This is a genomic window from Micromonospora sp. NPDC049274, assembly GCF_040678875.1.
In the GTDB taxonomy this organism is placed as follows: domain Bacteria; phylum Actinomycetota; class Actinomycetes; order Mycobacteriales; family Micromonosporaceae; genus Micromonospora.
In genome coordinates, this window is the sequence record NZ_JBFAQS010000002.1 from 100827 (window position 1) to 126768 (window position 25942).

Annotated in this window: 20 protein-coding genes and 1 pseudogene; 9 read left to right on the forward strand and 12 right to left on the reverse strand. The window is 72.4% G+C overall.

What is annotated here, in order from left to right:
• Positions 1-41 precede the first annotated feature (41 nt).
• From AB0K10_RS04040 to xylA, 3 genes are all read right to left on the reverse strand, one after another.
• Positions 42-1466, reverse strand: coding sequence for an MFS transporter (locus AB0K10_RS04040; RefSeq protein ID WP_363679763.1), 1425 nt, complete (start codon positions 1464-1466; stop codon positions 42-44).
• An 84-nt stretch (positions 1467-1550) separates the two neighbouring features.
• Positions 1551-2975 carry a xylulokinase gene (gene xylB, locus AB0K10_RS04045; protein WP_363679765.1) on the reverse strand — a complete coding sequence of 475 codons (1425 nt, stop codon included), beginning with the start codon at positions 2973-2975 and terminating at the stop codon, positions 1551-1553.
• A 10-nt stretch (positions 2976-2985) separates the two neighbouring features.
• Positions 2986-4173 carry a xylose isomerase gene (gene xylA, locus AB0K10_RS04050; RefSeq protein ID WP_363679767.1) on the reverse strand — a complete coding sequence of 396 codons (1188 nt, stop codon included), beginning with the start codon at positions 4171-4173 and terminating at the stop codon, positions 2986-2988.
• Positions 4174-4250: 77 nt separating this feature from the next.
• Between xylA and AB0K10_RS04055 the strand changes: the two genes are divergently transcribed.
• The gene (locus tag AB0K10_RS04055) at positions 4251-5489 is read left to right on the forward strand and encodes an ROK family transcriptional regulator (protein ID WP_363679769.1); all 1239 of its coding nucleotides are present in this window, start codon (positions 4251-4253) and stop codon (positions 5487-5489) included.
• A gap of 118 nt (positions 5490-5607) precedes the next feature.
• Positions 5608-7281, forward strand: coding sequence for a SpoIIE family protein phosphatase (locus AB0K10_RS04060; RefSeq protein ID WP_363679771.1), 1674 nt, complete (start codon positions 5608-5610; stop codon positions 7279-7281).
• A gap of 30 nt (positions 7282-7311) precedes the next feature.
• Here AB0K10_RS04060 and AB0K10_RS04065 read toward each other — a convergent pair whose 3' ends face one another.
• The gene (locus tag AB0K10_RS04065) at positions 7312-8001 is read right to left on the reverse strand and encodes a MarR family transcriptional regulator (RefSeq protein ID WP_363679773.1); all 690 of its coding nucleotides are present in this window, start codon (positions 7999-8001) and stop codon (positions 7312-7314) included.
• Between the two features lie 96 nt (positions 8002-8097).
• Between AB0K10_RS04065 and AB0K10_RS04070 the strand changes: the two genes are divergently transcribed.
• Positions 8098-9228 carry a PP2C family protein-serine/threonine phosphatase gene (locus tag AB0K10_RS04070; protein ID WP_363679775.1) on the forward strand — a complete coding sequence of 377 codons (1131 nt, stop codon included), beginning with the start codon at positions 8098-8100 and terminating at the stop codon, positions 9226-9228.
• A 10-nt stretch (positions 9229-9238) separates the two neighbouring features.
• Here AB0K10_RS04070 and AB0K10_RS04075 read toward each other — a convergent pair whose 3' ends face one another.
• From AB0K10_RS04075 to AB0K10_RS04105, 7 genes are all read right to left on the reverse strand, one after another.
• Positions 9239-10723 carry a sugar transferase gene (locus tag AB0K10_RS04075; protein WP_363679777.1) on the reverse strand — a complete coding sequence of 495 codons (1485 nt, stop codon included), beginning with the start codon at positions 10721-10723 and terminating at the stop codon, positions 9239-9241.
• Between the two features lie 213 nt (positions 10724-10936).
• The gene (locus AB0K10_RS04080) at positions 10937-12691 is read right to left on the reverse strand and encodes a substrate-binding domain-containing protein (RefSeq protein ID WP_363679779.1); all 1755 of its coding nucleotides are present in this window, start codon (positions 12689-12691) and stop codon (positions 10937-10939) included.
• Between the two features lie 169 nt (positions 12692-12860).
• The gene (locus AB0K10_RS04085; RefSeq protein WP_363679781.1) at positions 12861-13898 is read right to left on the reverse strand and encodes a lactonase family protein; all 1038 of its coding nucleotides are present in this window, start codon (positions 13896-13898) and stop codon (positions 12861-12863) included.
• Between the two features lie 149 nt (positions 13899-14047).
• Positions 14048-14650: an ATP/GTP-binding protein gene (locus AB0K10_RS04090; protein WP_363679783.1), complete on the reverse strand. Its 603-nt coding sequence runs from the start codon at positions 14648-14650 to the stop codon at positions 14048-14050.
• Positions 14631-15020, reverse strand: coding sequence for a DUF742 domain-containing protein (locus AB0K10_RS04095; protein ID WP_363679785.1), 390 nt, complete (start codon positions 15018-15020; stop codon positions 14631-14633). The genes AB0K10_RS04090 and AB0K10_RS04095 overlap by 20 nt, the downstream gene beginning before the upstream one ends.
• Positions 15010-15432 (reverse strand): roadblock/LC7 domain-containing protein, encoded by a 423-nt coding sequence (locus AB0K10_RS04100; RefSeq protein WP_363679787.1) that lies wholly within the window; start codon positions 15430-15432, stop codon positions 15010-15012. The genes AB0K10_RS04095 and AB0K10_RS04100 overlap by 11 nt, the downstream gene beginning before the upstream one ends.
• On the reverse strand, positions 15432-17849 hold the full coding sequence (locus tag AB0K10_RS04105; RefSeq protein WP_363679789.1) for a nitrate- and nitrite sensing domain-containing protein: 2418 nt from the start codon (positions 17847-17849) through the stop codon (positions 15432-15434). Before AB0K10_RS04105 ends, AB0K10_RS04100 begins: the two co-directional genes overlap by 1 nt.
• Positions 17850-18201: 352 nt before the next feature.
• Between AB0K10_RS04105 and AB0K10_RS04110 the strand changes: the two genes are divergently transcribed.
• From AB0K10_RS04110 to AB0K10_RS04130, 5 genes are all read left to right on the forward strand, one after another.
• Positions 18202-18801 (forward strand): hypothetical protein, encoded by a 600-nt coding sequence (locus AB0K10_RS04110; protein ID WP_363679791.1) that lies wholly within the window; start codon positions 18202-18204, stop codon positions 18799-18801.
• A gap of 11 nt (positions 18802-18812) precedes the next feature.
• Entirely contained in the window at positions 18813-19937 is a 1125-nt protein-coding gene (locus AB0K10_RS04115; protein ID WP_363679793.1) for a hypothetical protein, read from the forward strand.
• 198 nt (positions 19938-20135) lie between these two features.
• Positions 20136-21794: a sodium:solute symporter family protein gene (locus AB0K10_RS04120; protein WP_363679795.1), complete on the forward strand. Its 1659-nt coding sequence runs from the start codon at positions 20136-20138 to the stop codon at positions 21792-21794.
• Between the two features lie 15 nt (positions 21795-21809).
• The gene (locus AB0K10_RS04125; protein ID WP_363679797.1) at positions 21810-22118 is read left to right on the forward strand and encodes a hypothetical protein; all 309 of its coding nucleotides are present in this window, start codon (positions 21810-21812) and stop codon (positions 22116-22118) included.
• Positions 22119-22229: 111 nt separating this feature from the next.
• Positions 22230-22616, forward strand: a complete 387-nt coding sequence (locus tag AB0K10_RS04130; RefSeq protein ID WP_363679799.1) for a hypothetical protein — start codon at positions 22230-22232, stop codon at positions 22614-22616.
• A 127-nt stretch (positions 22617-22743) separates the two neighbouring features.
• On the opposite strand, the gene AB0K10_RS04135 is transcribed toward AB0K10_RS04130, so the two are convergent.
• On the reverse strand, positions 22744-24549 hold the full coding sequence (locus AB0K10_RS04135) for a glycoside hydrolase family 6 protein (protein WP_363679801.1): 1806 nt from the start codon (positions 24547-24549) through the stop codon (positions 22744-22746).
• A 588-nt stretch (positions 24550-25137) separates the two neighbouring features.
• On the opposite strand from AB0K10_RS04135, the pseudogene AB0K10_RS04140 reads away from it, so the two are divergent.
• Positions 25138-25942 (forward strand): annotated as a pseudogene (locus tag AB0K10_RS04140) (hypothetical protein); the annotation flags it as partial.

The following is a 25942-nucleotide window of genomic DNA, read 5'->3' on the forward strand; positions in this document are numbered from 1 at the left end:
CACTTTCCCCGATGGTGCCCGGATCAGGGCGCAGTGCGGCGTCAGAGGCGGTCGGCGCGGGTGTGCAGCAGGTCGTGCACGTTGTCGATGTCCGCCGGCGAGGTCCGCGAGGCGAGCCAGTACATGACGCCGGTGGGGATGAAGAAGAGCTGGAACGCGGCCAGCCCGACGGCGAAGTTCAGCGGTGGCGGGAACGCCGCGCGCAGCCCCTGGAAGGCGACGCCGACCACCCCGTTGCCGGCGGCCCGGCCGACGCCGTTGACCAGGTTGCCGAGGCTGTAGACGGTGCCCCGGTGCTCCGGCGGGTTCACGTCGGCGATCAGCGCGAACCAGTTCGGCGAGTTGGCCGAGGTGAGCGCCAGCGCCACCACCGCGGTGAGCAGGCTGAGCCCGACCGACGGCTCGGTGACCACGCTGGACAGCACCGCGCCGACGACCGCGCCCGCACTGCCGCCGTCGGGCACGTCGATGGTCACCGGAACGAAGAACAGCACCAGGTAGAACGGCAGCGCGGCCAGGATGCCGACCGCCGCGACAAGTGCCCGACCCCGAGGGGTACGCCGCTGCACCGCGTCGCCGACCAGCCCGCCCACGATGGAGAGCACGCCGCCGAGCTGGAACAGCGTGGCGAAGACGCTGCCCACCACCACCGCTGTCGACTCCGAGTAGCCCTGCGCCTCGGCCCGTTCGGCGAAGAGCCTCGGCAGCCAGACCAGTGAGCCGAAGGCAGCCTGCGCGGTCAGGCCCTGCAGGATCAACCACCTGTTGGTCCGCCGGGCCAGGATGCGCGGCAGATCGGCGCGGCTGATCCGGTAGTCGTACTCGGCGCCGGTGTCCAACGCGCCGGCCAGCTCGGGTTCGCTCTGGCCGCGCCGGATGTCGTAGGTGAACAGGTACGCGACTGTGGCGACCACGCCCACGCCGGTCAGCACCCAGAACGGTCGCCGCCAGTCGGTCGCCCCGAGCAGCCCACCCACAAGCGTCCCGGCCAGCGTGCCGACGCCCTGGGAGAGCCCCCAGAAGCTCATCACCAGCCCGCGCCGGGTCGGTGAGATCAGGTCGGTGACGACCGAGAAGCCCACCGAGCCGACCGCGCCGAGACCGACCGCCGCGACGAGCTGGGCGGTCAGGAACATGAGGTAGCCGTCGGCGAGCGCGCTGCCTCCGGTGCCCGCCGCCCAGAGCAGAGTGCCCACCATCAGCAGCGGTTTGCGGTTGGTGCGGTCGCCGACGTACGCCCAGCCGACCGCGGCCACCGCGCTGACCAGGAAGCTGACAGCGGTGACGAGGCCGAGCAGCCCGCCCGACACGTCGAACGCGTCGGAGATCGGCCCGTACAGCGGTGGGACCAGCCCGATCGCCACGTTGTCCAGCGAGGCGAGCAGCACGAACACCACGACGCTGTACAGCCGGTGCGCCCGGCCGCCGCCCCGGCGCTGGCCGAGCTCGCCACTGGTCACGCTCATGACGGGCAGCCAACCAGACTCCGGCATGCCTGTCGCCACGCGGGTGGGTGCCGGTCGGCTCCCACCCGCGTCGACTGCGAGGTGTCAGCGGCGGTCGAGGACCAGTCCGCGGGCCGCCGCGTACTGCTCACGGACGGCGGGGACGGGCTCTGCGGCGTACTCCTCGGTGCCCTTGACCTCCCACTGCGGCGGCGTCGGACCACCCAGGGCGACCCAGGCGGCCTGGCGGGCGGCGCCGTCGGCGACGTACTCCCCGGCGGGCGGGACGACCACCGGGCAGCCGAAGACCTGCGGTGCGATCCGGCGGACCGCTGCCGACCGTGCCCCGCCGCCGACCAGGATGACCCGGCGGACGGTGGCACCCTGCGCGGTCAGCGCGTCCAGGCCGTCGGCGAGGGCGCAGAGCATGCCCTCCACGGCGGCCCGGGCCAGGTGCGCGGGGGTCGACGTGCGCAGGGCCAGCCCGTGCACCGCGCCGGTGGCCAGCGGACGGTTGGGCGTCCGCTCACCCTCCAGGTAGGGCACCATGACCAGCCCGTCCGCGCCGGCCGGCGCGGAGAGCGCCAGGTCGGCCAGCTCGTCCAGGCCGACACCGAGCATCGTGGCGGCGGCATCCAGCACCCGGGCGGCGTTGAGCGTGCAGACCAGCGGCAGGAAGCGGCCCGACGCGTCGGCGAAGCCGGCCACGGCGCCGCTCTCGTCGGCGGCCGGCACGTCCGCCACGCTGAACACCGTGCCGGAGGTGCCGATCGAGACGACCACATCACCGGGGCCGGCGCCGACGCCGAACGCGGCGGCGGCGTTGTCACCGGTGCCCGCGCCGAGAAGCGCGCCGCCCCCACCCAGCTCGTCGGCGAGCGTGCCGGCCGACTCGGCCGGGCCCAGCACCTCGGGCACGACGAGCTGCCGGCCGAAGGCCCGTTCCAGCAGATCGGGACGGTAGGAGCCGGTGGCCGGGGACCAGTAGCCGGTGCCGCTGGCGTCACCCCGGTCGGTCCGCAGCGCCGCCAGCCCCGGCGCACCGGCCAGCCGCCAGGTCAGCCAGTCGTGCGGCAGGCAGACGGCCGCCACCCGGGCGGCCTGCTCCGGCTCGTGCCGGGCCAGCCAGCGCAGCTTGGTGATGGTGAAGCTCGCCACCGGCACGCTGCCGGTGGCCTCGGCCCAGAACCGTCGTCCGGCCGCGCCGCCGCCGGCCTCCTCGATCAGGTCGGCGGCGGCGTCGGCGGAGCGGGTGTCGTTCCACAGCAGGGCCGGGCGGACCACCCGGCCCGCCTCGTCGAGGCAGACCATGCCGTGCTGCTGGCCGGCGACCGAGATCGCCGCGACGTCGGCCAGCCCGCCGGCCTCGTCGGCGGCGCTGCGCAGCGCCTCCCACCAGGCTTCCGGGTCGACCTCGGTGCCGTCCGGGTGCGGTGCCCGGCCCTGCCGGAGCAGGGCGCCGGTCTCCGCGTCCCGGATGACCACCTTGCAGGACTGGGTGGACGAGTCAACGCCTGCGACCAACGGCATGGCGGGGGCCTCAGCGAGCGCCGAGCAGGTGCTCGACGGCGAGCTGGTTGAGCCGGACGAAGGCGAAGCCCCGCTCGGCCACCGCGTCCACGTCGACGTCCTCGAACGCGGACCTGTCGGCAAGGAACTCCTCGTAGCCCTCGCCCTCGTTGAGCGTCGGCGTGTTCAGGTCGCCGACCTTGCTGGCGGCGAGCGCCTCGACCACCTCGGGGTCGGCACGGAACGCCGCCGCCCGCTCCTTGAGCAGCAGGTACGTGCTCATGTTGGCCGCCGCGGAAGCCCAGACGCCGTCCATGTCCTCGGTGCGGGAGGGCTTGTAGTCGAAGTGCCGGGGACCGTCGTAGGCGGGGCCGCCGTTCGGGCCGCCGTTCTCCAGGAGGTCCACCAGGGCGAACGCGTTCATCAGGTCACCGTGGCCGAAGACCAGGTCCTGGTCGTACTTGATGCCGCGCTGGCCGTTGAGGTCCAGGTGGAACAGCTTGCCCTGCCAGAGCGCCTGGGCGATGCCGTGGGCGTAGTTGAGCCCGGCCATCTGCTCGTGGCCGACCTCCGGGTTGAGACCGACCAGCTCCGGGTGGGCCAGCTGGGAGATGAAACCGAGCGCGTGCCCGATGGTCGGGAGCAGGATGTCGCCGCGCGGCTCGTTGGGCTTGGGCTCCAGGGCGAACCGCAGGCCGTAGCCCTTGTCGATGGAGTACTGGGTGAGCAGGTCCACCGCCTCGCGGTAGCGGTCCAGGGCGGCGCGCACGTCCTTGGCGAGGTCGTACTCCGAGCCCTCGCGGCCACCCCACATCACGAAGGTGCTGGCGCCCAGCTCGGCGGCCAGGTCGACCTGACGCAGCACCTTGCGCAGCGCGAAGCGACGGACGTCGCGGTCGTTGCTGGTGAAGCCGCCGTCCTTGAAGATCGGGTGGGTGAAGAGGTTGGTGGTGACCATCGGCACCACCAGGCCGGTCTCGTCGAGCGCCTTGCGGAACCGGGCGATGTGCTGGTCGCGGGTGGCGGCGTCGGCCCCGAACGGGATCAGGTCGTCGTCGTGGAAGGTGATGCCGTACGCGCCCAGCTCGGCGAGCCGGTGCACCGCCTCGACGGCGTCGAGCTCGGGACGGGTCGCGTCGCCGAACGGGTCGCGGGCCTGCCAGCCCACGGTCCAGAGCCCGAAGGAGAACTTGTCGGCGGGGGTGGGACGGGGTGCCATGAGCTACCTCCGGGTGGTGGTGTCAGCTATTTGTTCAGCGATTGAATTATTTGCCCGCCCTATGGCACTGTCAAGGGGTGAGCCCCACCCACGCCCCGGCCGGCGCAGCCCGTCAGGGCAGCCTCCGCGAGCTCAACCTCGCCCTGGTTCTCGGCCGGATCGCCGCCGCCGACCGTCCCCCGTCCCGGGCCGACCTGGCCACCGCCACCGGCCTCACGCGGGCCACCGTCTCGGCGGTCGTCGAGGACCTGCTCGCCGGTCAACTGGTAAGCGAGGCAGACCCGGCGCCCCGGGCGGGCGCCGGCCGACCGGCCCGCGGGCTGGTGCTGGCCGACCAGGGCCCGGCCGGGCTCGGTCTGGAGGTCAACGTGGACTACCTGACGGTGTGTGTCGTCGACCTCGCCGGGCAGGTCCGGCACCGCACCGTGCACCGGGCCGACCTGCGCCCGGTCGCCCCCGCCGACGCACTGGCCCGCCTCGTCGACCTGGCCGGGCAGGCCCGAGCCGACGCGGCCCGACAGGGCCTCACCCTGGCCGGGGCGGCGCTCGCCGTACCCGGCCTGGTGGACGACGCCGGGCTGGTCCGGCTCGCGCCGAACCTCGGCTGGCGCGACGTTCCGGTCCCCGAACTGCTCAGCGGGCACCAGGCCCTGACCGACCAGGTGCCGGGCGTACCGGCCCTGGTGGTGGACAACGAGGCCAACTTCGCGGCGCTCGGCGAGCTGCACTCCCGGCCGCCCGGCCCGGCCAGCTTCCTGCACATCTCCGGCGAGGTCGGCATCGGCGCGGGGATCGTCCTGGACGGTGCCCTGTTCCGCGGCGTGCGCGGCTGGAGCGGCGAGATCGGACACTTCCCGGTCCACCCGCAGGGGCGGCCCTGCCGCTGCGGCGGTCATGGCTGCCTGGAGCAGTACGCCGGCCAGGAGGCGATAGTTGCCGCCGCCGGACTGCTGCGGGCGGAGCTTCCCGCGGACACCGCGACGGCGCGGCTGGCCGAGTTGGCCGAGGCCGGCGACCCGGACGCGCTGCGGGCACTGCACGACGCCGGCACGGCCCTCGGGGTGGCGGTCGCCAGCGTGGTCAACCTGCTGGACCTGGACACCGTGGTGCTCGGCGGCGGGTACGCCCCGCTGGCGCCCTGGCTGTGCCCGCCGGTGCTCGCCGAGATCGCGGCCCGGGTGCTCACCGCCGCGTGGTCACCGGTCACGGTCCGGCCCTCGACCCTCGGTCCGGAGGCGGCCGCCGTCGGCGCTGCCGAATCGGTGGTCCGGCGGATCGTCGCCCGGCCCGCCGGCTGGCTGGGCCGCTCCGGCTGACGCGCTCTGGGCCTGCCCCGGTGCGGCTCGGTACGCTTGCCGTCGGGCAACGACCCGCAGGCGAGGAGTGCAGGAGCAGCATGCGTACAGGTCGTCAGACGCGGGCCGGCGTCGGGCGGTGACCACCACCCGACGGGGCGGCCCCGCCGGTCCGGTCGACGGCGACGGGCAGGCCTCGCGCCGACCGACCCGCCAGAGCGCCGGTGGTGCGCTGCCGGCCGACTCGCCGCTGGCACGCGAATTGCTCGACGGGCTCGCCGAGGCGGTGCTGACGACCGACGAGACCGGCCGGGTCACCCTCGTCAACGCCCGGGCGGCAGACCTGCTCCCGGAGATCGTCGCGGGCGTCGAGCTGTCCCGGTGCCCGGTGGCCGCACTGGCCAGGGCCGTCTCCGACGGCAGCGAGAGCTTCGACGCCGAACACCACGGCCGGCGCCTGCGGGGCGGTCGACGGCAGCTCGCCGGCAGCCGGTACGCCTGGTACGTCCGCGACGTCACCGAGGAGCACGCCCGCACCGACGCCCTGCTGGCCGAGCGCTCCCGCACCGCGTTCCTCGCCCAGGCCGGCAGCCGGCTCGGGCTGTCCCTGCATCGGGACCAGACACTGCGCACCACTGCCACCCTCGCCGTGCCGTACCTGGCCGACGCCGCCGTGGCGCTGCTCCGGCCGCCCGCGCCGGCCGAGCCGCACCCGCGCTGGACGCGGTACGCCGACGGCGAGCCGGCCCCGGTCACCGGGCTTGCCGGCCCGGAACTGACCACCGCGGTCCCCGGCCTCGACGAGGCGCTCGACGGCGTGCCCACCGAGCCGAGCCCCTGGCCGGACGCCGAGGTCGCGGACCTGGCCGCCGTGCTTCCACAGGGGTTCGGTCGGCCGGGCACGGTGCTGGTCAGCCCGATGCCCGGTCCCGGGGGGTCGGCCGGCGCGCTGGTGTTGGTCCGCCGTGCCGGCCGCGCCGGCTTCGACCCACGCGACGTCGAGCTGGCCCGCGAGTTCGCCGCGCGGGCCGGCGCGGCGCTGGCCGCCGCCGAGCTGTACGGCGAGCAGGCCCACCTGGCCCGGGTGTTGCAGACCAGCCTGCTCCCGCCGGAGCTGCCGTCGGTGCCCGGCGTGGGCATGGCCGGCGGTTACCGGGCCGCCGGGGACACGCTGCGCATCGGGGGCGACTTCTACGAGGTCTTTCCGCACTCGCGGGGCGCGCTGTTCGCGGTGGGCGACGTGTCCGGCAGGGGCGTCGGGGCGGCCGTGCTGACCGGCCGGGTCCGCCAGTCGTTGCAGACCCTACGACTGGTCGAGCAGCGACCGTTGGAGCTGATCCACCTGCTCAACCGCACGCTGTTCGACGCGCCCGACGCGGCACGGCGCAGCCAGCTCACCACTCTGCTGCTCGGGTCGCTGGAGCGCGGGCCGGCCGGGGTGGACATCCGGATCGCCGGGGGCGGTCACCCGGCGCCGCTGCTGGTCACCGCCGCCGGTTCGGTAGTCCCGGTTCCGGTCGGCGGGATGCCTGTCGGCGCACTTGCCGACGCCCGGTTCGCCGAGGCCCGGGTGCACCTCGACCCGGGCGACCTGCTCCTCGCGTACACCGACGGGGTGACCGAGGCGACCGGCGGCCCGGTCCACGTCGAGAAGTTCGGCGAGCACCGGCTGCGCGCTGCGCTCGCCGCGGCGGCCGGGCTTCCTCCGGCCGCCCTGGTCGACAGGCTGCTCCGGGTGGTGGACGAGTGGCTGGGCGGGCAGGCTCACGACGATGTCGCCATGCTGGCGGTGTGCGCGTCGACGCCGACCTGAGTCGGGCGAGCCTGTCGACGGGGGCGCGAGTCAGGCGGTTCGGGCCACCGGCGGCTCGCCGGTGGGCCAGTCGCGCGACGTGCCCACCGTCCGCTCGGGGCCGGTCGGCCCGCTCTGCCACACCGGTCGGGTCGACCGCTCCGGGTGCTCCGACGAGTCCCGCGCCGACCCGGCGGGCCGGTCCGGATCCCGCGGGTCCCCGTCGTCCGGCAGGTCTCCCCGGCCAGGGGGCCGGTCCCCGTCGTCCGGCAGGTCTCCCCGGCCAGCGGGCCGGTCCCCGTCGTCCGGCGCCGAGCCGCTCAGCGTCCGCTGCCGGCGTGCGGCCTCGTCGAACTCCCGCATACCGTCCACCAACGCGGCACGGCCCGCCGGGGTCATCGCCGCCAGCACGGCGGCGATCCGCCCCTGACGGTCGGCGCGCAGCTCGGCGAGGAGCCGACGGGCCTCCGGGGTGAGGTGCAGGGAGATCTCGCGCCTGTCGAAGCGCCCCGGCTCGCGTTCCAGCATGCCGGCCGCGACCAACCGGTCGCAGAGCCGACTGGCGGAACTGAGCAACATGTCCAGGCGGGTGGCGAGCCGGCGTAGGTTGATCCCGTCGTGTTGCTCGACCACCATCACAGCCCGTAGTTGGGCTCCGGAGACCCGGCTGGCGGTCTCCTCGCGGGCGGAATCCCAGACGCCCAGCAGGGCTTCCGCCGCCGCGTCCAACGCGGCGGCCATACTCGTCGCAGGGTCCGGCGGACCATGTTTCTCGGCCATGGTTGCCCGAGACTACTCCGAAGCCACTGGTAGTCGAGCTTTGATCAAGGAGGCCTGATGAGCGAACCGGTCAATCGGGCACGACGTGGCCTGAACGAGACACCCGCCGACCGCCTCGTGGGCGGCATCGGGAAGATTCTCGCCGAGGCGTACGGGATCACCGAGACCGAGCTGTACCAGGTCGACTACCGCCTCTCGGAGCTGCTGCCACTCACCCAGGGTGACTCCCTCCGGGGGGCCGGGCACCCGGCCTGGCGCGCCTTCGACCACCAGTCACCCCTGTTGGTCGACGGCACCGCCTGGTTGCCGGTGAGCATGCGCGGCGAACGCCGGGGCGTCCTGCGCCTGGCGCCGGTGGCCGACGACCCGGCCGTGCTCGGCGAGCTGGCCGACATCGCCACCGCGCTCGCGCACGAGCTGGCCGCCGTGTCCCCCGGCACCGACGTCTACAGCGTCGCGCGACGCAGCCAGCGGCTCACGCTGGCCGCCGAGATGCAGTGGGACCTGCTCCCCGGCCGCAGCCGGATCCGGCCCTCGTTCAGCCTTGCCGGCCAGCTGGAACCGGCGTACGCCGTCCGGGGAGACAGCTTCGACTGGTCCGACGACGGAGAGAAGCTCTGGCTGTCCACGGTCAACGGGACCGGCGAGGGTGTCGCGGCGTCCCTGCTCACGTCGCTGGCCACCCACGCGCTGCGCAACGCCCGCCGGGCCGGCCTCGATCTGGGCGATCAGGCCGCCCTCGCCGACCAGGCCATCTACGACGAGTACCGGGGCAAGCGGCACCTCTCTGTGCTGTTGATGGAGCTGGACCTGCGCTCCGGGAGGATGACAGTGGTGGACGCCGGCTCGCCACGGCTCGTCCTGCTGCGCCACGGGGAGGTCACCGAGCAACCGCTGGAGGCGCAGTTCCCGCTCGGCATGTTCGAGGCGACCGACTACCACGAGCAGACGTTCACGCTGGAACGCGGCGACCGGCTCTTCGTGGTCAGCGACGGCGTGGTGGAGGCCACCGGGCGGAACGTGCGCTACGGCGAGACGGCACTGGACCGGTTCCTGCGGCGGACGGGCCCGATGGAGCCGCTGGACGCCGTCCGGTCGCTGATCGGTGACCTGCGCGCCTTCGTGGCCGGCGACCTCGTCGACGACGCCGTGGTGGTCTGCCTGGACTGGACCGGCCCGCAGGCGTGAACGGCGGCGGTCAGTACGCGCCGCGGCTGTTCAGCACGGCGCCGGCGGTCTTCCAGAGGATGGTGAGATCGGCGGCGAGCGACCAGTTCTCCACGTAGTAGAGATCGAGTCGGATGCCGTCCTCCCAGCTCAGGTCGGACCGGCCACTGACCTGCCACAACCCGGTCATGCCGGGCTTCACCAGCAGCCGTCGAGCCACGTCACCGTCGTAGCGGGCCACTTCCGAGGGCAGCGGCGGGCGCGGCCCGACCAGGCTCATCTGGCCGAGCAGCACGTTTACCAACTGCGGCAGCTCGTCCAGCGACCACTTGCGTAGCAGCCGACCGACCCGGGTCACCCGGGGGTCGTCGCGCATCTTGAACATCAGGCCGTCGGTCTCGTTGCGGGCCGCCAGCTCGGCGAGCAGCGCGTCGGCGTTGACCACCATCGTTCGGAACTTGAAGACGCCGAACTCCTGACCGCCCCGACCCACCCGGACCTGCCGGAACAGCACCGGCCCCCGGCTGTCCAGTTTGATGGCCAACGCGATGACCGCGATCAGCGGCAGCAGCAGCGCCAACGCCAACGACGACGCCGACCGGTCGACGAACCCCTTGACCAGCTTGCGCGCACCCCGGAACTCGGGCGCCTCGACGTGGATCAGGGGCAGCCCGGCGACCGGACGGGTGTGGATCCGCGGGCCGGCCACATCGGTAAGCGCGGGAGCCACGACGAGGTCGACGCCGGTCCCCTCCAGCTGCCAACCGAGCCGACGCAGTCGGGTCGCCGTCAGCTCACCGGAGGCGGTCACCGCGACGGTGTCCGCGCCGATCGCGGTGGCCGCCTCCGGGATGCCCCGGAACGATCCCACCACCGGCACGTCACCGAGCCGCTGCGCCACCGGCGCGAGCAGCGCGTCGGGGATGCACGCGCCGACCACCTGATAGCCGGCGTACGGCTCCCGGCGCAGGGTGTGCACCAACTCCAGGACGTGGGCCGTGTCGCCGACCACGAGCACCTTGCGGGACCAGCCGGCGCCCTTGGAGCGGGCCCGGTGCAGGCGTTTGCGCACGACGAACCGGGTCACCTCCAGCCCGACGGTGCCCACCGCGAACGAGATGCCGAGGAAACCACGGGAGACGCCGACGTCGGCGATGTAGCCGGCGATGGCGATCGCGCCGGCCAGCCGCAGGCTCGCCGAGCTGACCCGTCGGTACTCGTCCGCCCCGTAGCCGACGACCCGGTCGTCGTAGCAGCCGAGCGCCTTGAGGGAGATCAGCCAGGCGAGGACCAACCCCGGGGCCACCAGCACGTACGGGATTTCGGAGCCGACCGGCTCATCGCCACCGAACCGGCCGACGTACCCGATGAACAGCGCGATGATGAGGATGGTGGTGTCCAGCACGACCAGGACCCGGACGTAGGAACGCTCGTCGGCGCGCGCCACCAGGCCGCTGGGCGGACCTTCCGGCGTGGCCGAGGTGCTGGCGGGGGTCAACAGTGTCGCCGCGGTCACCGGCCCTCCCACTCTGCTCAGGACGGCCCCGGCCGACGAGTCGGGCCGGAGGCGGACGGACGATGCCGGAACACGTCGCCATCCTGCCTTGATAACTATGACTGCCGATTGCTTCCGACGTATTGCCGTCACTTTTCTTCAACCCGGAGGCCATAAAAGGAACCCGCCGTAACGCTGACGCGGTACGGCGGGTTCCTCCTGCTCGGCGGCCGATCAGCGCGGCGCCGGGGGGCGGCGCGCGATGGCGGTGAGGAAGATGCTGCCGATCTCGCTCGGGTCCTTGGTGACGAAGACGTCGCCGCCGGTCACCTTTGTGATCGACTCCAACTCGGTCTTGCTGACGCCCTCGCCGATACCGATCATGATGACCTGCACGGGCCGCTCCGGGTCGGCGATCTGCTTGAGCTTGGCGAGCAGCTGCTGCTGGTTGAGGCCGTTGTCGTCCTCGTTCTTGCCGTCGGTGAACAGCACGATCGAGTTGACCCGGCCAGGCTGCCAGTCCTCCTGCACCGCCTGGTACGCGGCCAGCAGGGTGTCGTACAGGCCGGTGTCACCGCTGGACGGCTTGACGGTGGCGAGAGCCCCCTCCAACTGCGCCCGCTGGCCGGAGAGCGGCCCGATCGGGACCAGCTCCCGGTAGTCCCGGTTGCCGACCAGCTTGGTGGAGAAGGTCCACAGGCCGATGGACCAGGAGTCGTCGAAGAGACCGAGGCCGCGGCGGGCCGCGTCCACGGTGACCTCCTCACGGGTGCGGTTGTTGGCGCTGGGCACCCCGTTCTTCATCGAGCCGGAGACGTCGATGACGGCGAGCATCCGACCGGACTGGGTGGCGATCGACCAGCTCGAGACGACACGCTGTATGGCGGCAGGGTCCAGACCGCCCGCCGCGGTGCCGCCGGCCGCCGGGGCGGTCGACGCGCCGCCGGCCGGACTCGGGGCACCCTGCGGCGCGTTGAAGCCGGCGCCCCAGTTGCCATCCGGACCGCGCAGCGACTGTGCCGCCAGGCGGTCGCGGAACTTGGGGGCGGTGAGCAGCTCGAACAGCACCTTCGCCGCGGCCGCCTTGGTCGGCTCGATGCCGGGCAGCACCGCGTACGGGTAGTCCAGCGGCATCGGGGCCGGCTCCAGGTAGAGCGCGGCGAGCGGCACCGGGGGCTTCTTGCTGTTGTAGGCGATCACGTCTTCTTCGGAGAGCGCCGCCGCACCGAGCGCGCTCGCGATGGACGTCGGGTCGGTGGCGGTCGGGAAGCGGGCCATCAGGTCGTTGCGGAGCGAGGAGCGACCCGTGGCCAGCGCCCGCAGCGCGCCGACGGTGTTGCGCTGGGCGTTCCCGCCCGCGCCGCTGGCCGCCGTGGTCAGCGAGAGCAGGCCGGACAGTCCGGCCGCGTCCCGGGTCGGCTCGACGATGCCGGTACGCAGCGGCTTGCTGCTGTTCACCTGCTTGAGCAGGTCGGTCCAGGTCAACTTGGCGTTGGGCCAGCCCAGCCGCGTGGCCACCGGCTCGGGCATCGCCACGACGACGGGGCTGCGGGCGATGGAGGCGCCGTTGGTCGGCGCGAACGCCGTCGCGTCCTTCTTCAGCCGCAGCAGCCAGGTCGAAGAGTCCGGCACCCAGACGTCTGGCGTGACGGCCGTGCCGCTGGCCTGCCCGACGCCGGCCAGCACGGCGCCGTGCTTCGCGGCCACCACGGCGGCCACGTCGACCGGGTCGGACGCCGAGACGTCAACCCGGATGCAGGTGGGGCCGACCGCGGCGCCGTCCTTGACCCATTGGGAAGCGGCGGCGTCCACCGCGGGCGCCAGCTCGGAGGCGACCGCCACGGCGAGTCGAATCTCCCCTGAACAACTGGGCTGGATCAGCTCCTTATAGCCGAACCAGACGCCGGTGGTGACGACGAGAACCGTCGCCGTCGCGGCGGCGGCTGCGAGGTGGAGTTTCGAACGCATGCGATGGCGGCCTGCTGACACGCTGACCATCTTGCGTATTAGGTGCCGTCTCTGCCACATCCGTTCGGACTAAAGTTACGCAGGAGCAACAGTTGATCACCGATTGGCGACAGAGGGTGACGAGCTGGCCCCACGGCGTTGCCAAATCGGTTTTCGCCTCACGTCCGGGCCCCGCCGCCTGAACGACGACTCAGGGCAGCACGCAGGTGGGGCTCGCCACCGGCACGGGCTCGCCGACCGGGGCCGGCACGCCTGTGCTCGCGTCCCGACGGAAGACCCGCACCATGTCCGCCCGCTCGTCGGCGACGTACAGGTGCTCCCCGATGAGCGCGAAGTGTCGCGGCCACTCACCACCTGTGTCCACTTCGGCCACCAGCTCGGGCAGCTCGCCGGTCAGGTGGAAGACGGCGATGGTGCCGACCCCGCGGTTGGCGACGTAGAGGAAACGGCCGTCCGGGTCGACCGCTACCTCCGACGGCTGGACGTGGCCCGCCCGCTCACTCGCCTCGACCCGCCCACGCTGGTGCAGCGCCCCGTCGTCGGTCAGCTCGTACGCGGTGACCGTGCCGTCCAGCTCGCCGACCAGATAGCAGCGCCGACCGTCGGGATGGCGGGCCAGGTGCCGGGGGCCGGCGCCGGGCGTCGTCCTCATCCGTGGACCGCGCGGCACCAGCCGCCCGCTCGCGCCGTCGAGGTCGTACCGGTAGACCGAGTCGGTGCCGAGATCCACCGCCAGCAGCGGCCCCCGGCCCCGGCCGGGAGAGACCATGTGGGCGTGCGCCCGGTCCTGGCGCTCCGGGTCGGGGCCGTGCCCCTCGTGCACCACCAGATCGGTGCGCTCGCCGGGCACGCCCTGCGCGTCGAGCGGGAAGACCGCCACGCTACCGCCGCCGTAGTTGGCCGCCACCAGGTGCTCACCGTCGGGCAGCACGGCCAGGTGACAGGGCTCGGCGCCGCCTGTCGACCGGCTGCCGAGGGCTTCCAACGCGCCGTCCGGCCCGACCTGCCAGGCGCTGATCTCCCCGTCGGTCAACTCGTTGACCGCGTAGAGCACCGGACGCGTGGGGTGCCGCACGAGGAACGAGGGCGACGGCGTGACCGCCACCGTGCCGAGGGGAGTCAGGGATCCGGTCGCCGGGTCCCGGCGGGCGGCGACGATGCCGCTGCCCCGCCCGCCGCTCTGCGCCGTGTAACCCCCGATGTGGACGATCTCGCCCTGACCAGTCACGCTGCACCCCTCCGCCGGCATCCTCCGTAGATCCAACCAGAGCTGCCCACGAAGCCGACGCGCTAACCGGCTTTCCGCGGGCCGGATCGGCAGGCGGATCCCCGTCGGCACGGACGACACCCGCCCGCCGCCCGCGTGGCGGAGCCGGGTCAGGCGGCCGGCACCGGCTCACCGCGCTGGCGGGCAACATGCTCGACCAGGGAGATCAACACCAGCTTGCCGGACTGCCGGTCCCGGGCGTCGCAGAGCACCATCGGCACGTCCGGATCCAGGTCGAGCGCCCGGCGTACGGTTTCCAGGTCGAACCGACGGGCGTCCTCGAAGCAGTTCACACCCACCACGAACGGGATGCCACGCTGCTCGAAGTAGTCGATCGAGGGGAAGCAGTCGGCAAGCCTCCGCGTGTCGGCGAGCACCACCGCGCCGAGGGCGCCGAAGGCCAACTCGTCCCAGAGGAACCAGAACCGGTCCTGGCCCGGGGTGCCGAACAGGTACACCTGGAGGTCGTCGTTGATGGTGATCCGGCCGAAGTCCATCGCCACCGTGGTGGTCGACTTGCCCTCCACCCCGGAGGTGTCGTCGGTGCCGAGCCCGGCGTCGGTCAGCACCTCCTCGGTCTGCAACGGTCGAACCTCGCTCAACGCGCTCACAAGCGTCGTCTTGCCCGCGCCGAAGCCTCCAGCGATGAGGATCTTCAGTGCCAGCGGGACGGTGACCGAGGTGCCCGCCTGGTCATAGCGCACGGAGTCCACTGACCACCGCCTTGAGGATGTCGTCGTCGGGAAGATCGCTGCCGGCCGGCGGCTCGTGCACCGCGACCAGCCCCTGAGCGAGGAGGTCACCGAGCAGCACCCGGATCACCCCGACCGCGAGGTCCAGCTCGGCCGACAGCTCGGCCACCGACACCGGCCGACCGGCCAACGTGACCAGCCGCCGATGCTCCGGCGGTAGCTGCGGGTGGGCCGCCAGGTCGAGGTCCGCGCCGGCCAGCACGAACGCGACCAGGTCGAACCCGTCGACGGCCGAGCGCACCCGGCCGCCGGTGAGCGTGTACGGGCGGACCACCGGGCCCGCGTCGCCGTCCAGCCACTCGTGCTGGGGGCCGGGCGGCTCAGTCCGCATCACCGGCATCCGTCGCCGGTCGGGCGGCGGCGGTGAGGTTCTCCCCCACCCGAATGACAAGCATCGCCATCTCGTACGCGACGAGGCCGATGTCGGCGTCGGCATCGCTCACCACGGCCAGGCAGGCACCCTGCCCGGCGGCGGTGACGAAGAGGTACGCCGCCTCCATCTCCACCACGGTCTGCCGGACCGGGCCACCGTCCACGTGTCGGCTCGCACCCCGGGCCAGGCTGGAAAAGCCGGCGGCCAGCGCGCAGAGGTGCTCGGCGTCGGAGCGCTCCAGCTCGGCCGAGGCGCCGAGCAGCAGCCCGTCGGCGGAGAGCACCACGGCCTCCCGGGCGGCCGGTACGCGTTGCACCAGCTCGTCGAGCAACCAGTCCAGGCTGTCGCTCTGCTTCGTCGTTTGCCGCACTAGGCGTCCCTCTCAGTCGCGGTCGGAGGTTCGGAGGCCGTCGGAGGCGCCGGAGCCGGGCCAGCCGCGGCCGGGGTCGCATCCGGCCGGCTCGCCGGGACGGCCGTGCCGGGCGCGTCGCCCCGAACGGCCGAGCCCGGGGCGACGACTGTGGCCCTGCCGCGGGCGGTGCCGGCCTGGAGGGCCGCCATGACCCGGCGGACCTCCTCCGGCGATCGGGGCGTCGGCGCGTCGGCGACGGTGGACCGGGGCAGGACCGTCGGGGTACGCCGTCGCACGCGGCGGGGCAGCCCCTCCAGGTCGTCCGTCGTTCCGTTAGACGGCGACTCGCCGTCGACTCCCGACGCGTCGGCACCCGAGCGGTCGGGCTGCGGGCCGGTGGGCAGGGCGAGAGTGGGCAGGTCGTCGGCGGCGATCGCGGCCGCGCTGGTGCGGCCGGCGCGGGGCCGGGGCGCCGCGCCTCGGCGCACGGGTCGGGCCAGACGCCTGTCGCTGGGCGCGGCGGCCAGCGTGGCGGGGTCGGGGCCGGCCGGCGGCTCGGTGGTGACCAGGTCCGTGGGGACCAGCACCACTGCGGTGACGCCGCCCGCCTCGGAGGGCCGCAGCCGTACGCGGACAGCGTGCCGGGCGGCCAGCCGGGCCACCACGAAAAGGCCGAGTCGGGCGCTCTGCGCCGGGTCGAACTCGGGTGAGCTGGCCAGCCGGGTGTTGGCGCTCTCCACCGCGGCGGCGGACATCCCCAGCCCCTGGTCGGTGACCTCCAGGACGTACCCGTTGGCTACCTGCTCCCCGGTGATGGTCACCCGGGTGTCCGGTGGGGAGAAGGCGGTGGCGTTCTCGACCAGCTCGGCGAGCAGGTGGATGATGTCGCCGACCGCCCGGCCCAGCACGCCGACCGGCTGCACGCTGGCGATGTCCACCCGGTCGTACGCCTCGACCTCGCTGATCGCGCCGCGGACCAGGTCGACCATCGCGACCGGGTTGCGCCACCCGCGACCCGGCGCGGACCCGGCGAGGATGACCAGGTCCTCGGCGTGCCGGCGGAGCCGGGTCGCCAGGTGATCCACCTGGAACAGTTCGGCCAGCTCGTCCGGGTCCTCGGCGCGACGCTCCATCCGGTCCAGCAGGTGCAGCTGCCTGTGCACCAGGCCCTGGCTGCGTCGGGCGATGTTGAGGAACACCTCGTTGAGCCCTCGACGCAGGGTGACCTCGTCCACGGCGGCCTGGACGGCGGTGCGCTGCACCTCGGTGAAGGCCCGCCCGACCTCGCCGATCTCGTCGTTGCCGTACTCCAGTGGTGGGGCCTCCCGGGCGACGTCGACCTGCTCGCCGCGACGCAGTCGGGTCACCACGTCCGGCAGTCGGTGCTCGGCCAGCTCCAGGGCCGCGGTACGGACCCCGCTGAGCCGCCGGACCAGGGTGCGGCCGACCCGCAGCGCCACCAGCACGGAGACCACCACGGCGGCGAGCCCGAGCACCCCGGCGGCGGCCAGCCGGACCAGGATCCAGACGGCCATCGGCACCGAACGGTCGGTGAGCCCGTCGGCCTCGGCCAGCTCGAAGTCGCGCAACTGCTGCTGTACGGCGTCGTGGCTGGCCTGCCACGACGCCGCGTCCACAGGTGGCCGACCGGACCTGTTCGCCCCGATCAACGCGTCCTGCATGGCGCGCAGACTGGTGAACGCCGGCCCCTCGGTCAGTCGCTGGTACGCGGCGCGCCCGGCCTCGGGCAGGTCGGCCACCGCGCTCTCGGTGAGCCACCGCTGGTTGCCGATGGCCTGCACGAGAAGGGCGTGCTCCCCCTCGGCGAACTTTCCGGCGGTCAGCACGCCGGCCAGCATGGCGTCGGTCTGGCCGAGCAGCTCCCGGGAACGGCCCAGTGAGGTGAGGGCCAGCGCCTGCCGGTTGATGGCCGGATCGCTCAGGTTCGCCATCGCGGAGAACGCCTGGAAGGCCGCCGAGACCATGCCGCTGTAGAGGCCGAGGGCGCCGGCGCGGTCCATCAGACCGTCGTCGATGAAGTCCCGACCGGTCGGCAGCGCCGCCAGGGCGGCGACCAGCCGGTCGATCCGGTCCTCCAACAGGTCGTCGGCGGCGTCGCGCAACGCCTCTCCGTCGACCCGGCGACGCAGCTCGGCGACTGCGCGATCGGTACGCTGGCGCTGCTCGGTCAGGGCGGGCAGTTCGGTGGTGCCGGCGAGCTGCACCACCGACAGTCGACGCTCCCGTTGCAGCTCGGTGACGACGGCCTCGCCGGGGCGGCCCAGGTCGTACAGCAGGGTGCGCGCGGAGAGCAGGTTGAGGGCGGGGCCGAACGTCAGCGTCGTCGCGAAGATCCACAGCGCGAGGAGCGCGGTCACCGGAGCGACGACCAACGCGGTCAGCTTCGAGCGGATCGGCCAGTCGCGGGTTCTCAATCAGACCTCGCCCGTACAGGGGTGGCAGGAGGGGCGCCGGCACCGCCGGGCAACGCGCTCGCCGGTCGCGCACCCGGTCGTCAGGCCGGGCACCGGCGTGGGCGCCTTGGGCAGGATACGTAATCGCGCCCGGTTGCACTACCGCCCGTCGCGCCGACATCGACGCTGCGACATGCGCGTGCGCCGGCACGACGGAGCCCATCGTGCGTCACCCCCCCAGGGGTGCCATCTGGAATGAGTCAGGTTTTCGCCGGAATGTGGCGACAGCGGATCGGGATCGGCGAGGAAAGTGCCCCGGATCGGGATTGGCGATCAGTGCGGGGAGGGAATACCAGGTGACGAAGGAGGAGCCATGTCGCCCACGCAGATAATCGTCATCGTGCTCGTCGTGCTGGTGATCGTCGCGGCGCTCGCCGTGGCCGTCCGGACGATCGGCCGTCGCCGCGCGCTGCGCAGCCGGTTCGGGCCGGAGTACGACCGGGTGGTGCAGGAGCAGGACAGCCGGTCCGCCGCGGAGCGCGAGCTGCGCGACCGGGAACGCCGGCACGCCGAGCTCACGCTCACCCCGCTCAGCCCGGAGTCCCGGGCCCGTTACGCCGCCGCCTGGGAAGAGCTCCAGATCCGCTTCATCGACTCGCCGAGCGAGACCGTGGGCGACGCGGACGAACTGGTCACTCGGCTCATCGAGGAGCAGGGCTACCCCACCGGGGACTTCTCCGACCAGATCGCCCACCTCTCCGTCGAGCATGCCCGCACGCTGACGAACTACCGGGACGCGCACGAGATCCACCTGCGCAACTCCCGGGGGGAGGCGAGCACCGAGGAGCTGCGCCAGGCGGTCGTGCACTACCGGGCCCTCTTCGCCGACCTGCTCGGTGAGGAGCCGGTCGGTCAGCGCACGCCCGAACAGGGTTCCCACCCGGACACTCCGCACGACGCCACGAGCCGCTGAGGAGGCCACCGATGCGCCACGAAGAGCAGCAGGTGAGCAACGACCATCCGGAGGCCGTCCGGTCCGCGCCGGTGCCGGTGCCGCCGACCGGTGACCGGGCCGCCAGCTCGGACGTACCCGAGGAAGCCCTGGACGACCGGGGCACGTTCGACGACCCGACCACCGACCACGAGCGCGCCAACGGCACCGACCCGGGCGCTCTGCACGACCGCTCCGACGACGACCGCTCCGACGACGACCGGATTGCCGCCGACGACCGCGCCGACAGCGGGTGGGCCGACGACCAGCGGGACGAGGACACCGAGCGCCCGAACCGGCCCGACGACGAGGGTGGCTTCCACGAGCCGGGGCCGCTCCCGACCGCGTTCGGCGCCACCACGGTGGCCGACGCGGTGGCGGCGTCGGCGCTGGCGAGCCCGTACCCACAGGACCAGCCGGACCCGCGGGCCGAGCGGACCGCCCAGCCGGGCGACGGCGCCGAGGACGGCGAGCGGGAGGGTCTGCGCGCCGACCCCACCGCCGAGCTGCACCGCCGCGACGGCGGCCCGGAGACCGACCGGGACGCCGCCCCGGCGACCGACGAGGCCGCCGACCTGGACGTCGACGACCGGCGAGCGGACACCGGCACGGGTTCACGGACCGTCGTCGCCGCGGACAGCACGGACGGCGCGGCCGAGCGGCGCGGCGACCTGACCGACTGGGCCGGCGATCCGGACGCGGCGACCGCGGGCGCGGCCGGCTACGGCAGCGCGTCGCCGGAGATGGTCGACCCGGACGCCGACGCCGAACCGGTCACCACCGAGGCCGCCGGCGCCTCCCTGGAGTCCGCCGGGACGTCGCGGCCCGCCGGTTCGACAGTCGCCGCCGAACCGGCAACGCTCCTCGACGGGGACACCGCGCAGGGTTTCCGGGACCGCTGGCGGGACGTGCAGCTGCGTTTCGTCGACGATCCGCATGCTGCGGCCGGCGAGGCGCAGGCCCTGGTCGAGGAGGCCATCCAGGCTCTCGCCTCGGCACTGGCCGCGCAGAAGAACACCCTGGGCGGGTGGCAGGACGCCGGTTCGGCAGACACCGAGCAGTTGCGGATGGCCGTCCGTAACTACCGGGACTTCCTGGACCGCGTACTGGGTCGCTGAGGCGACACGATCGGAAGGGCGCTCCGGCTACCGGCCGGGGCGCCCTTCGGCGTCCTGACGGGTGACGCACACCGCCGGCCGAGCCGCGCGAGGGGGCGCGAACGCGCCGCTTCGGACGCGCAGGCGTGAAACCTCGCGTAGTGGGTAATACGGCGCGCGCATCAAACCGGTGCCAACGTCGGGACGAGGGGTGACGGGATGGACGGCGGCGGTCTGCGGCTCAATATGAACGGGCTGGACTACCTGATTCTTGCGCTGTATTTCGTCACCGTCCTCGGGGTCGGCTTCGCCGCCCGGCGGGCGATCCGGACCAGCGTCGACTTCTTCCTCTCCGGCCGCTCCCTGCCCGCCTGGGTGACGGGCCTCGCGTTCGTCTCGGCGAACCTGGGGGCGCTGGAGATCATCGGCATGGCGGCGAACGGCGCCCAGTACGGCGTCATGACGGTCCACTACTACTGGATCGGCGCGGTGCCGGCGATGGTCTTCCTGGGCATCGTGATGATGCCCTTCTACTACGGTTCCAAGGTCCGCAGCGTGCCCGAGTACCTTCGGCTGCGCTTCAACCGACCGACCCACCTGCTGAACGCGCTCAGCTTCGCCGTCGCACAGGTGCTGATCGCCGGCGTCAACCTCTACGCGCTGGCCCTGGTCATGCAGGCGCTGCTCGGCTGGCCGCTCTGGACCGCGATCGTGGTGGGCGCGGCGATCGTCCTGGCGTACATCACCATCGGTGGTCTGTCCGGGGCGATCTACAACGAGGTGCTCCAGTTCTTCGTCATCCTGGCCGGCCTCATTCCGGTCACCGTGATCGGCCTGGTCAAGGTCGGCGGGGTGGGCGGGCTGATGGACGCGGTCCGCGACTCGAAGCTCGGCGAGGCGGGTCTGCACGCCTGGCAGGACACCGGCAGCACCGACAACCCACTCGGCGCGCAGTGGCTCGGCATCGTGTTCGGCCTCGGCTTCGTGCTCTCGTTCGGCTACTGGACGACGAACTTCGCCGAGGTGCAGCGCGCACTGTCGGCGAAGAACATGAGCGCCGCCCGGCGTACGCCGATCATCGCCGCGTACCCGAAGTTGTTCATCCCCCTGGTCACGATCATCCCGGGCCTGGTGGCCCTGGTGACGGTGAAGGGGCTCGGCGCGGACAAGGGCGACCTGCAGTACAACAACGCGATCCCGCTGCTGATGCGGGATCTGCTGCCCAACGGCGTGCTCGGGGTGGCGGTCACCGGCCTGCTGGCCTCGTTCATGGCCGGCATGGCGGCCAACGTGAGTGGTTTCAACACCGTCTTCACGTACGACATCTGGCAGGCGTACGTCCGCCGCGGCAGGTCCGACGAGTACTACCTGCGGATCGGTCGGTGGGCGACTGTCGCCGCCGTGGTGATCGGCATCGGGACGGCGTTCATCGCGTCCGGCTTCAGCAACATCATGAACTACATCCAGGCGCTCTTCTCGCTGTTCAACGCGCCGCTGTTCGCCACGTTCATCATCGGCATGTTCTGGAAGCGGATGAGCGCGCTGGCCGGCTTCTGGTCGCTGCTGCTGGGCACGCTGGCCTCGCTGGCCACCTACCTGCTCTACAAGGGCGGCGTGATCGGCTTCAACTCCGACCTGGAGGAGAGCTTCTGGGGCGCCGGCATCGCGTTCGTCACCGTGGCGGTGGTCGCCGCGATCCTCACCCCGCTCACCGCCGCGAAGCGCGACGAGGAACTGCGCGGCCTGGTCTACGGGCTGGGCGGCGTCGACCTGAAGGGTGACGTGCTCGCCGGCGACGCGGTCTGGTACCGCTCCCCCGTACTGCTCGGCGTGATCGCGGTCGCGCTCGCCGCCCTCTTCTACATCCCGGTCTTCTAGGAAAGGAGTCGGCAGATGAGCAACGACGGCAAGCCGGCGCAGGACCCGCTGATCGACGAGACGCAGGCCGAGGAGCGCCGCTCCGCCGCCGCCCGACTGTTCGACATCCGTCGGGTGATCGGTGGCCTCTTCGTGGCGTACGGGATCATCGTGTCGCTTATCGGCGTCTTCGACAGCCGGGCCGAGATCGACAAGGCCGAGGGCGTCCGCATCAACCTGTGGGCAGGTCTGGTGATGCTCGCCTTCGGCCTGCTCATGCTGCTCTGGCAGTGGGTGCGCCCGGCCGAGGCGCCGAACCCGAACGAGCAGCAGCCCGACGCCTGACACCAGGCCCGCGGCGCCGTCCCCGCGGGCGGCGCCGGCGCGCGCATGGGCGCGAACGCACGGGGTAGGCCAGGGGGATCAGGCAACGTGTCGGACACAGGAGGCAGCACCATGACCGATCGCGACCGCCGACCGCCGCTGGAGGAGAGTCCGCAAACGGCAGCTGCGGTGGACGACGACAGCACCGTCCCGCAGTTGCGGACCGGGGGCGGGCCCGACCGTGACACGCCGACCTTCACCGAGCCCCGCGACCGGCCGGAGGACCTCGCTCCGGACACCGACGACCTGATCGGGGACCCGTACGGCGCCGGTACCGGCGCCACCGGAACGGGCACCGGCGCTGGCGGCGACAACATCCGTACCGGGGCGGAGCAGCCCTGGGAGCCGGAGGACCTGGTGATGGCCCGCGGCCAGGACCTCACCCCGGAGAACCTGGACAAGGCCCGCCGCGACCTGGCCGAGCAGGGCCGCGCGGCGATCGAGCGCATCGTGCCCTGACCCGGGTACGGAACGGGGGTGGGGTCCCCGGTCCGACCGTGACGGTCGGACCGGGGACCCCGGGGGAACCTGCCGCCGGCAGTGCCTCACCTACTGCCGGCGGCGGGTTGGTGCGTGAGCTACCCGCTCAGAGAGCCGGGTAGGCGTTGCGCATGAGCTCCTGGAACTGCGCGGAGAACCACGCTCCGGAGATCGGCGCGTCCGGCAGGGCGCCCGACGGGTTGTTGCCGTTGCGGGCGTTGCCGCCGTACGTCGGGTCACACATCCGGTCGAAGCCCTTGCCCTCGTTGTTCGGGATCTCCTTGCTGGAGCCGTCCGACTCACCCGGGGGCTTCACCCAGACGTACGCGTCGATGCCCGTCGCCGGGTTCGCCCGCGGCCGCTCGCCGAGACCGGCACCGGCCTGGTTGCACCAGTTGCCGGCGTGGGCCCGGCGGTCGATCCGACCACCGTTGACGTACGTGTCGACGCTGGTGGTCGCACCCGGGCCGGTCGGCCGGGCGGAGCCACCCCAACCGTTGCGGGACGTGTCGATCAGCATGCCGATGTTGGAGTTGAAGCCCACCGAGATCAGCTTGGTACGGAACGCCTGGGCGAAGGACAGCTCGTCGACGTAGAAGTTCCAGTCGACCCACTTGGACTGCCGCACCGTCTGGCCGTTCACGTTGTCGGTGATCTTGAAGTACGGCTCCGTGAGCGCCGAGTAGTTCGCGGTGTTGGTGATGAACCCGTGAACGTTGTTGACCGTGCTGCCGGAGGCGACCGCGGCGGTCTTCAGGATGTCGGCGGTCGGGCCGAAGTTGGAATCCCAGCCGAGCCAGCCGTGGTGGCCCGCGTCGATGTAGTTGTAGACGTTACCGATCGCGCCCAGCTTGGCGAGGGCGTAGCCGACACCGTTGACGTACGCGCCGTTGGCCTTGACCGTGTCGCACATGACCGTGCCGCCGGGCTGACCCGAGGTGTTGGTCACGATGTTCGGCAGCGAGTCGATCTCGATGACGTTGATGATCCGGATGTTCCGGTACTTCGAGTCGGACTGGATCGCCGCGATCGGGTCGATGTACTCGGCCTTGTACCGGGGAAGCTCGTCCGGGCCCAGCTCACCGTTCGAGGAGAGCGCGGAGCAGTCGCGGCCCGGCAGGTTGTAGATCACGAACTGGATGTAGCCGGCGCCCTGGCGCAGTGCCTCGTCCAGGTGCTCCCGCACACCGAACGCGCCGTTCGAGCTGCTGTTCGGAGTGCCGTTGATGGCGGCGATCCGGTCCAGCCAGACGGCGGTGGGGTTGTTGGAGACGCGGCTTCCACCCGGCTCGGCGTCCGCCTTGGCCTTCCACTCCGGGTTCACGTAGCCCTTCACACCGGCGTACGGGTTGTCGACCTTGGTGCCCGGAGGGGGCGTGGTCGGCGGGGCCGTGGTCGGCGGAGCCGTCGTGGGCGGAGCGGTGGTCGGCGGGGCCGTGGTCGGCGGGGCCGTGGTGGGCGGAGCCGTGGTGGGGTTACCGCCGCCACCGTTGCAGACCACGCCGTTGAGGGTGAACGAGGTCGGCTTCGGGTTGCTGCCGCTCCAGGCGCCGTTGAAGCCCAGGGTGGTCGACGCGCCGGTCGCGAGGCTGCCGTTGTAGGACAGGCTGCGGGCGGTGACCTGGCTGCCGGACTGGCTGAACTCGGCCGACCAGCCCTGCTGCACCCGCTGGCTGGAGTTGGGGAACGTCCAGCCCAGCGTCCAGCCGTTGATCGGGTCGCCGAGGTTCTTGATGCTGATGTTGGCGGTGAAGCCACCCTGCCAGTCGTTGGTCGTGTACGCGATGTCGCACTGCGTCGCGGCCTGCGCCGCGGTGACCGGGATCGTCACCAGCCCGCCGGCGACCAGGACGCCCGCCCCGGCGAGCGCCAGGGTCCGGCGTGGGCCGGACAGCCTTCTCCACACATTCATGCCACTGATCTCCTTGGGCGAGACCGGGCTCACGTACGGCCCGGCGAGACGGCCCGGTAGGTGTCCTGCACGGACGGCCTCCGGCGCCACGGGATTCATTGGGGGGTGCCCGACCCGGACGGGCGGTGGTGGTGGTGGTGATTGGCCGGCGCGAGGCCGACCGATGACGGCCGGTTGTCGTCCGGCGAACCGGATGCCCTCGACGCCCTGCCTGCGCGGTGTGGCTCCCCGAACCGCGTGCGCCGATTCTTGCATGGGAGCGCTTCCATGGCAATGGCTCGATGCGCGGCCCACCCTCAACTCGGACGATACCCCCGGCCGGCGCGAGCGGCACCCGCCGCGCGTTACCGGATGAGCCCTGCGGGTCGAGCACTGTCGGTCGGCAACACCGCCTGTCGCCCGCAACGGTGCGCAGTGCCTGAGACGGCACCGCGAGCGGGAGAAAGCCGCGTAACACCCCATCGCCGCTTACCACCAGCAAAGGTCAAAACGCGAATCTTTCACTTCATAAGTCATGAAACCGTCTAACGTCGGTCTTAGCTCGGTTGTCGCCGGGCTCAGGACAACAGGGATGGAGTGACGCAGGTCATGGCTAAGAAGATGCTCGGGAAGGTCGTTGCGGGCGCCGCACTCGGTGGCGCGTCGCTCCTGGTGTTCGCGCCGGGGATCGCGTTCGCTGACGGGCACCACGACGAGGACGGCAAGGTCTACGCCAAGCCGCACGTCGTGAAGGCCGGCGACGAGGTCAAGCTCCTCGAGATCTGCCCGGATCGGCAGGAGCACGCGTACGTGTGGTCCAAGGTCACCGGCAAGGTCAAGCTCAAGCCGGCACGGGACGACCGGGGCGAGGACCGCGGCGAGTGGAGCGAGGAGGAGGACTCCTACGACCACGACGACAAGGGCAAGGACGAGCACGGCAAGGACGACAAGGGCGACGAGCAGGGCAAGGACGAGCACGGCAAGGACGACAAGGGCAACGAGCAGGGCAAGGACGAGCACGGCAAGGACGACAAGGGCAACGAGCAGGGCAAGGACGAGCACGGCAAGGACGACGACAAGTCCAAGGACGAGCAGGGCAAGGACGACAAGTCCAAGGACGAGCAGGGCAAGGGCCACGAGGATGCCCAGCCCGGCGGCCAGGGCGGCGGCGCTGCCGCCGACGCCTACGGCGACGAAGACAGCAAGGACTGGAAGGGCGAGGAGCACGCCCAGGACGCGGACGACAGCGACGAGGGCAAGAAGGACTGGGAGTCCAAGGACGAGCACGGCTCCAAGGACGAGCGCGGCTCCGACGAGGGCGACGAGTACGGCTCCGACAAGGGCTGGGAGTCCAAGGACGAAGACAGCAAGAGCTGGGAATCCAAGGACGAGCACGGCTCCAAGGACGAGCAGT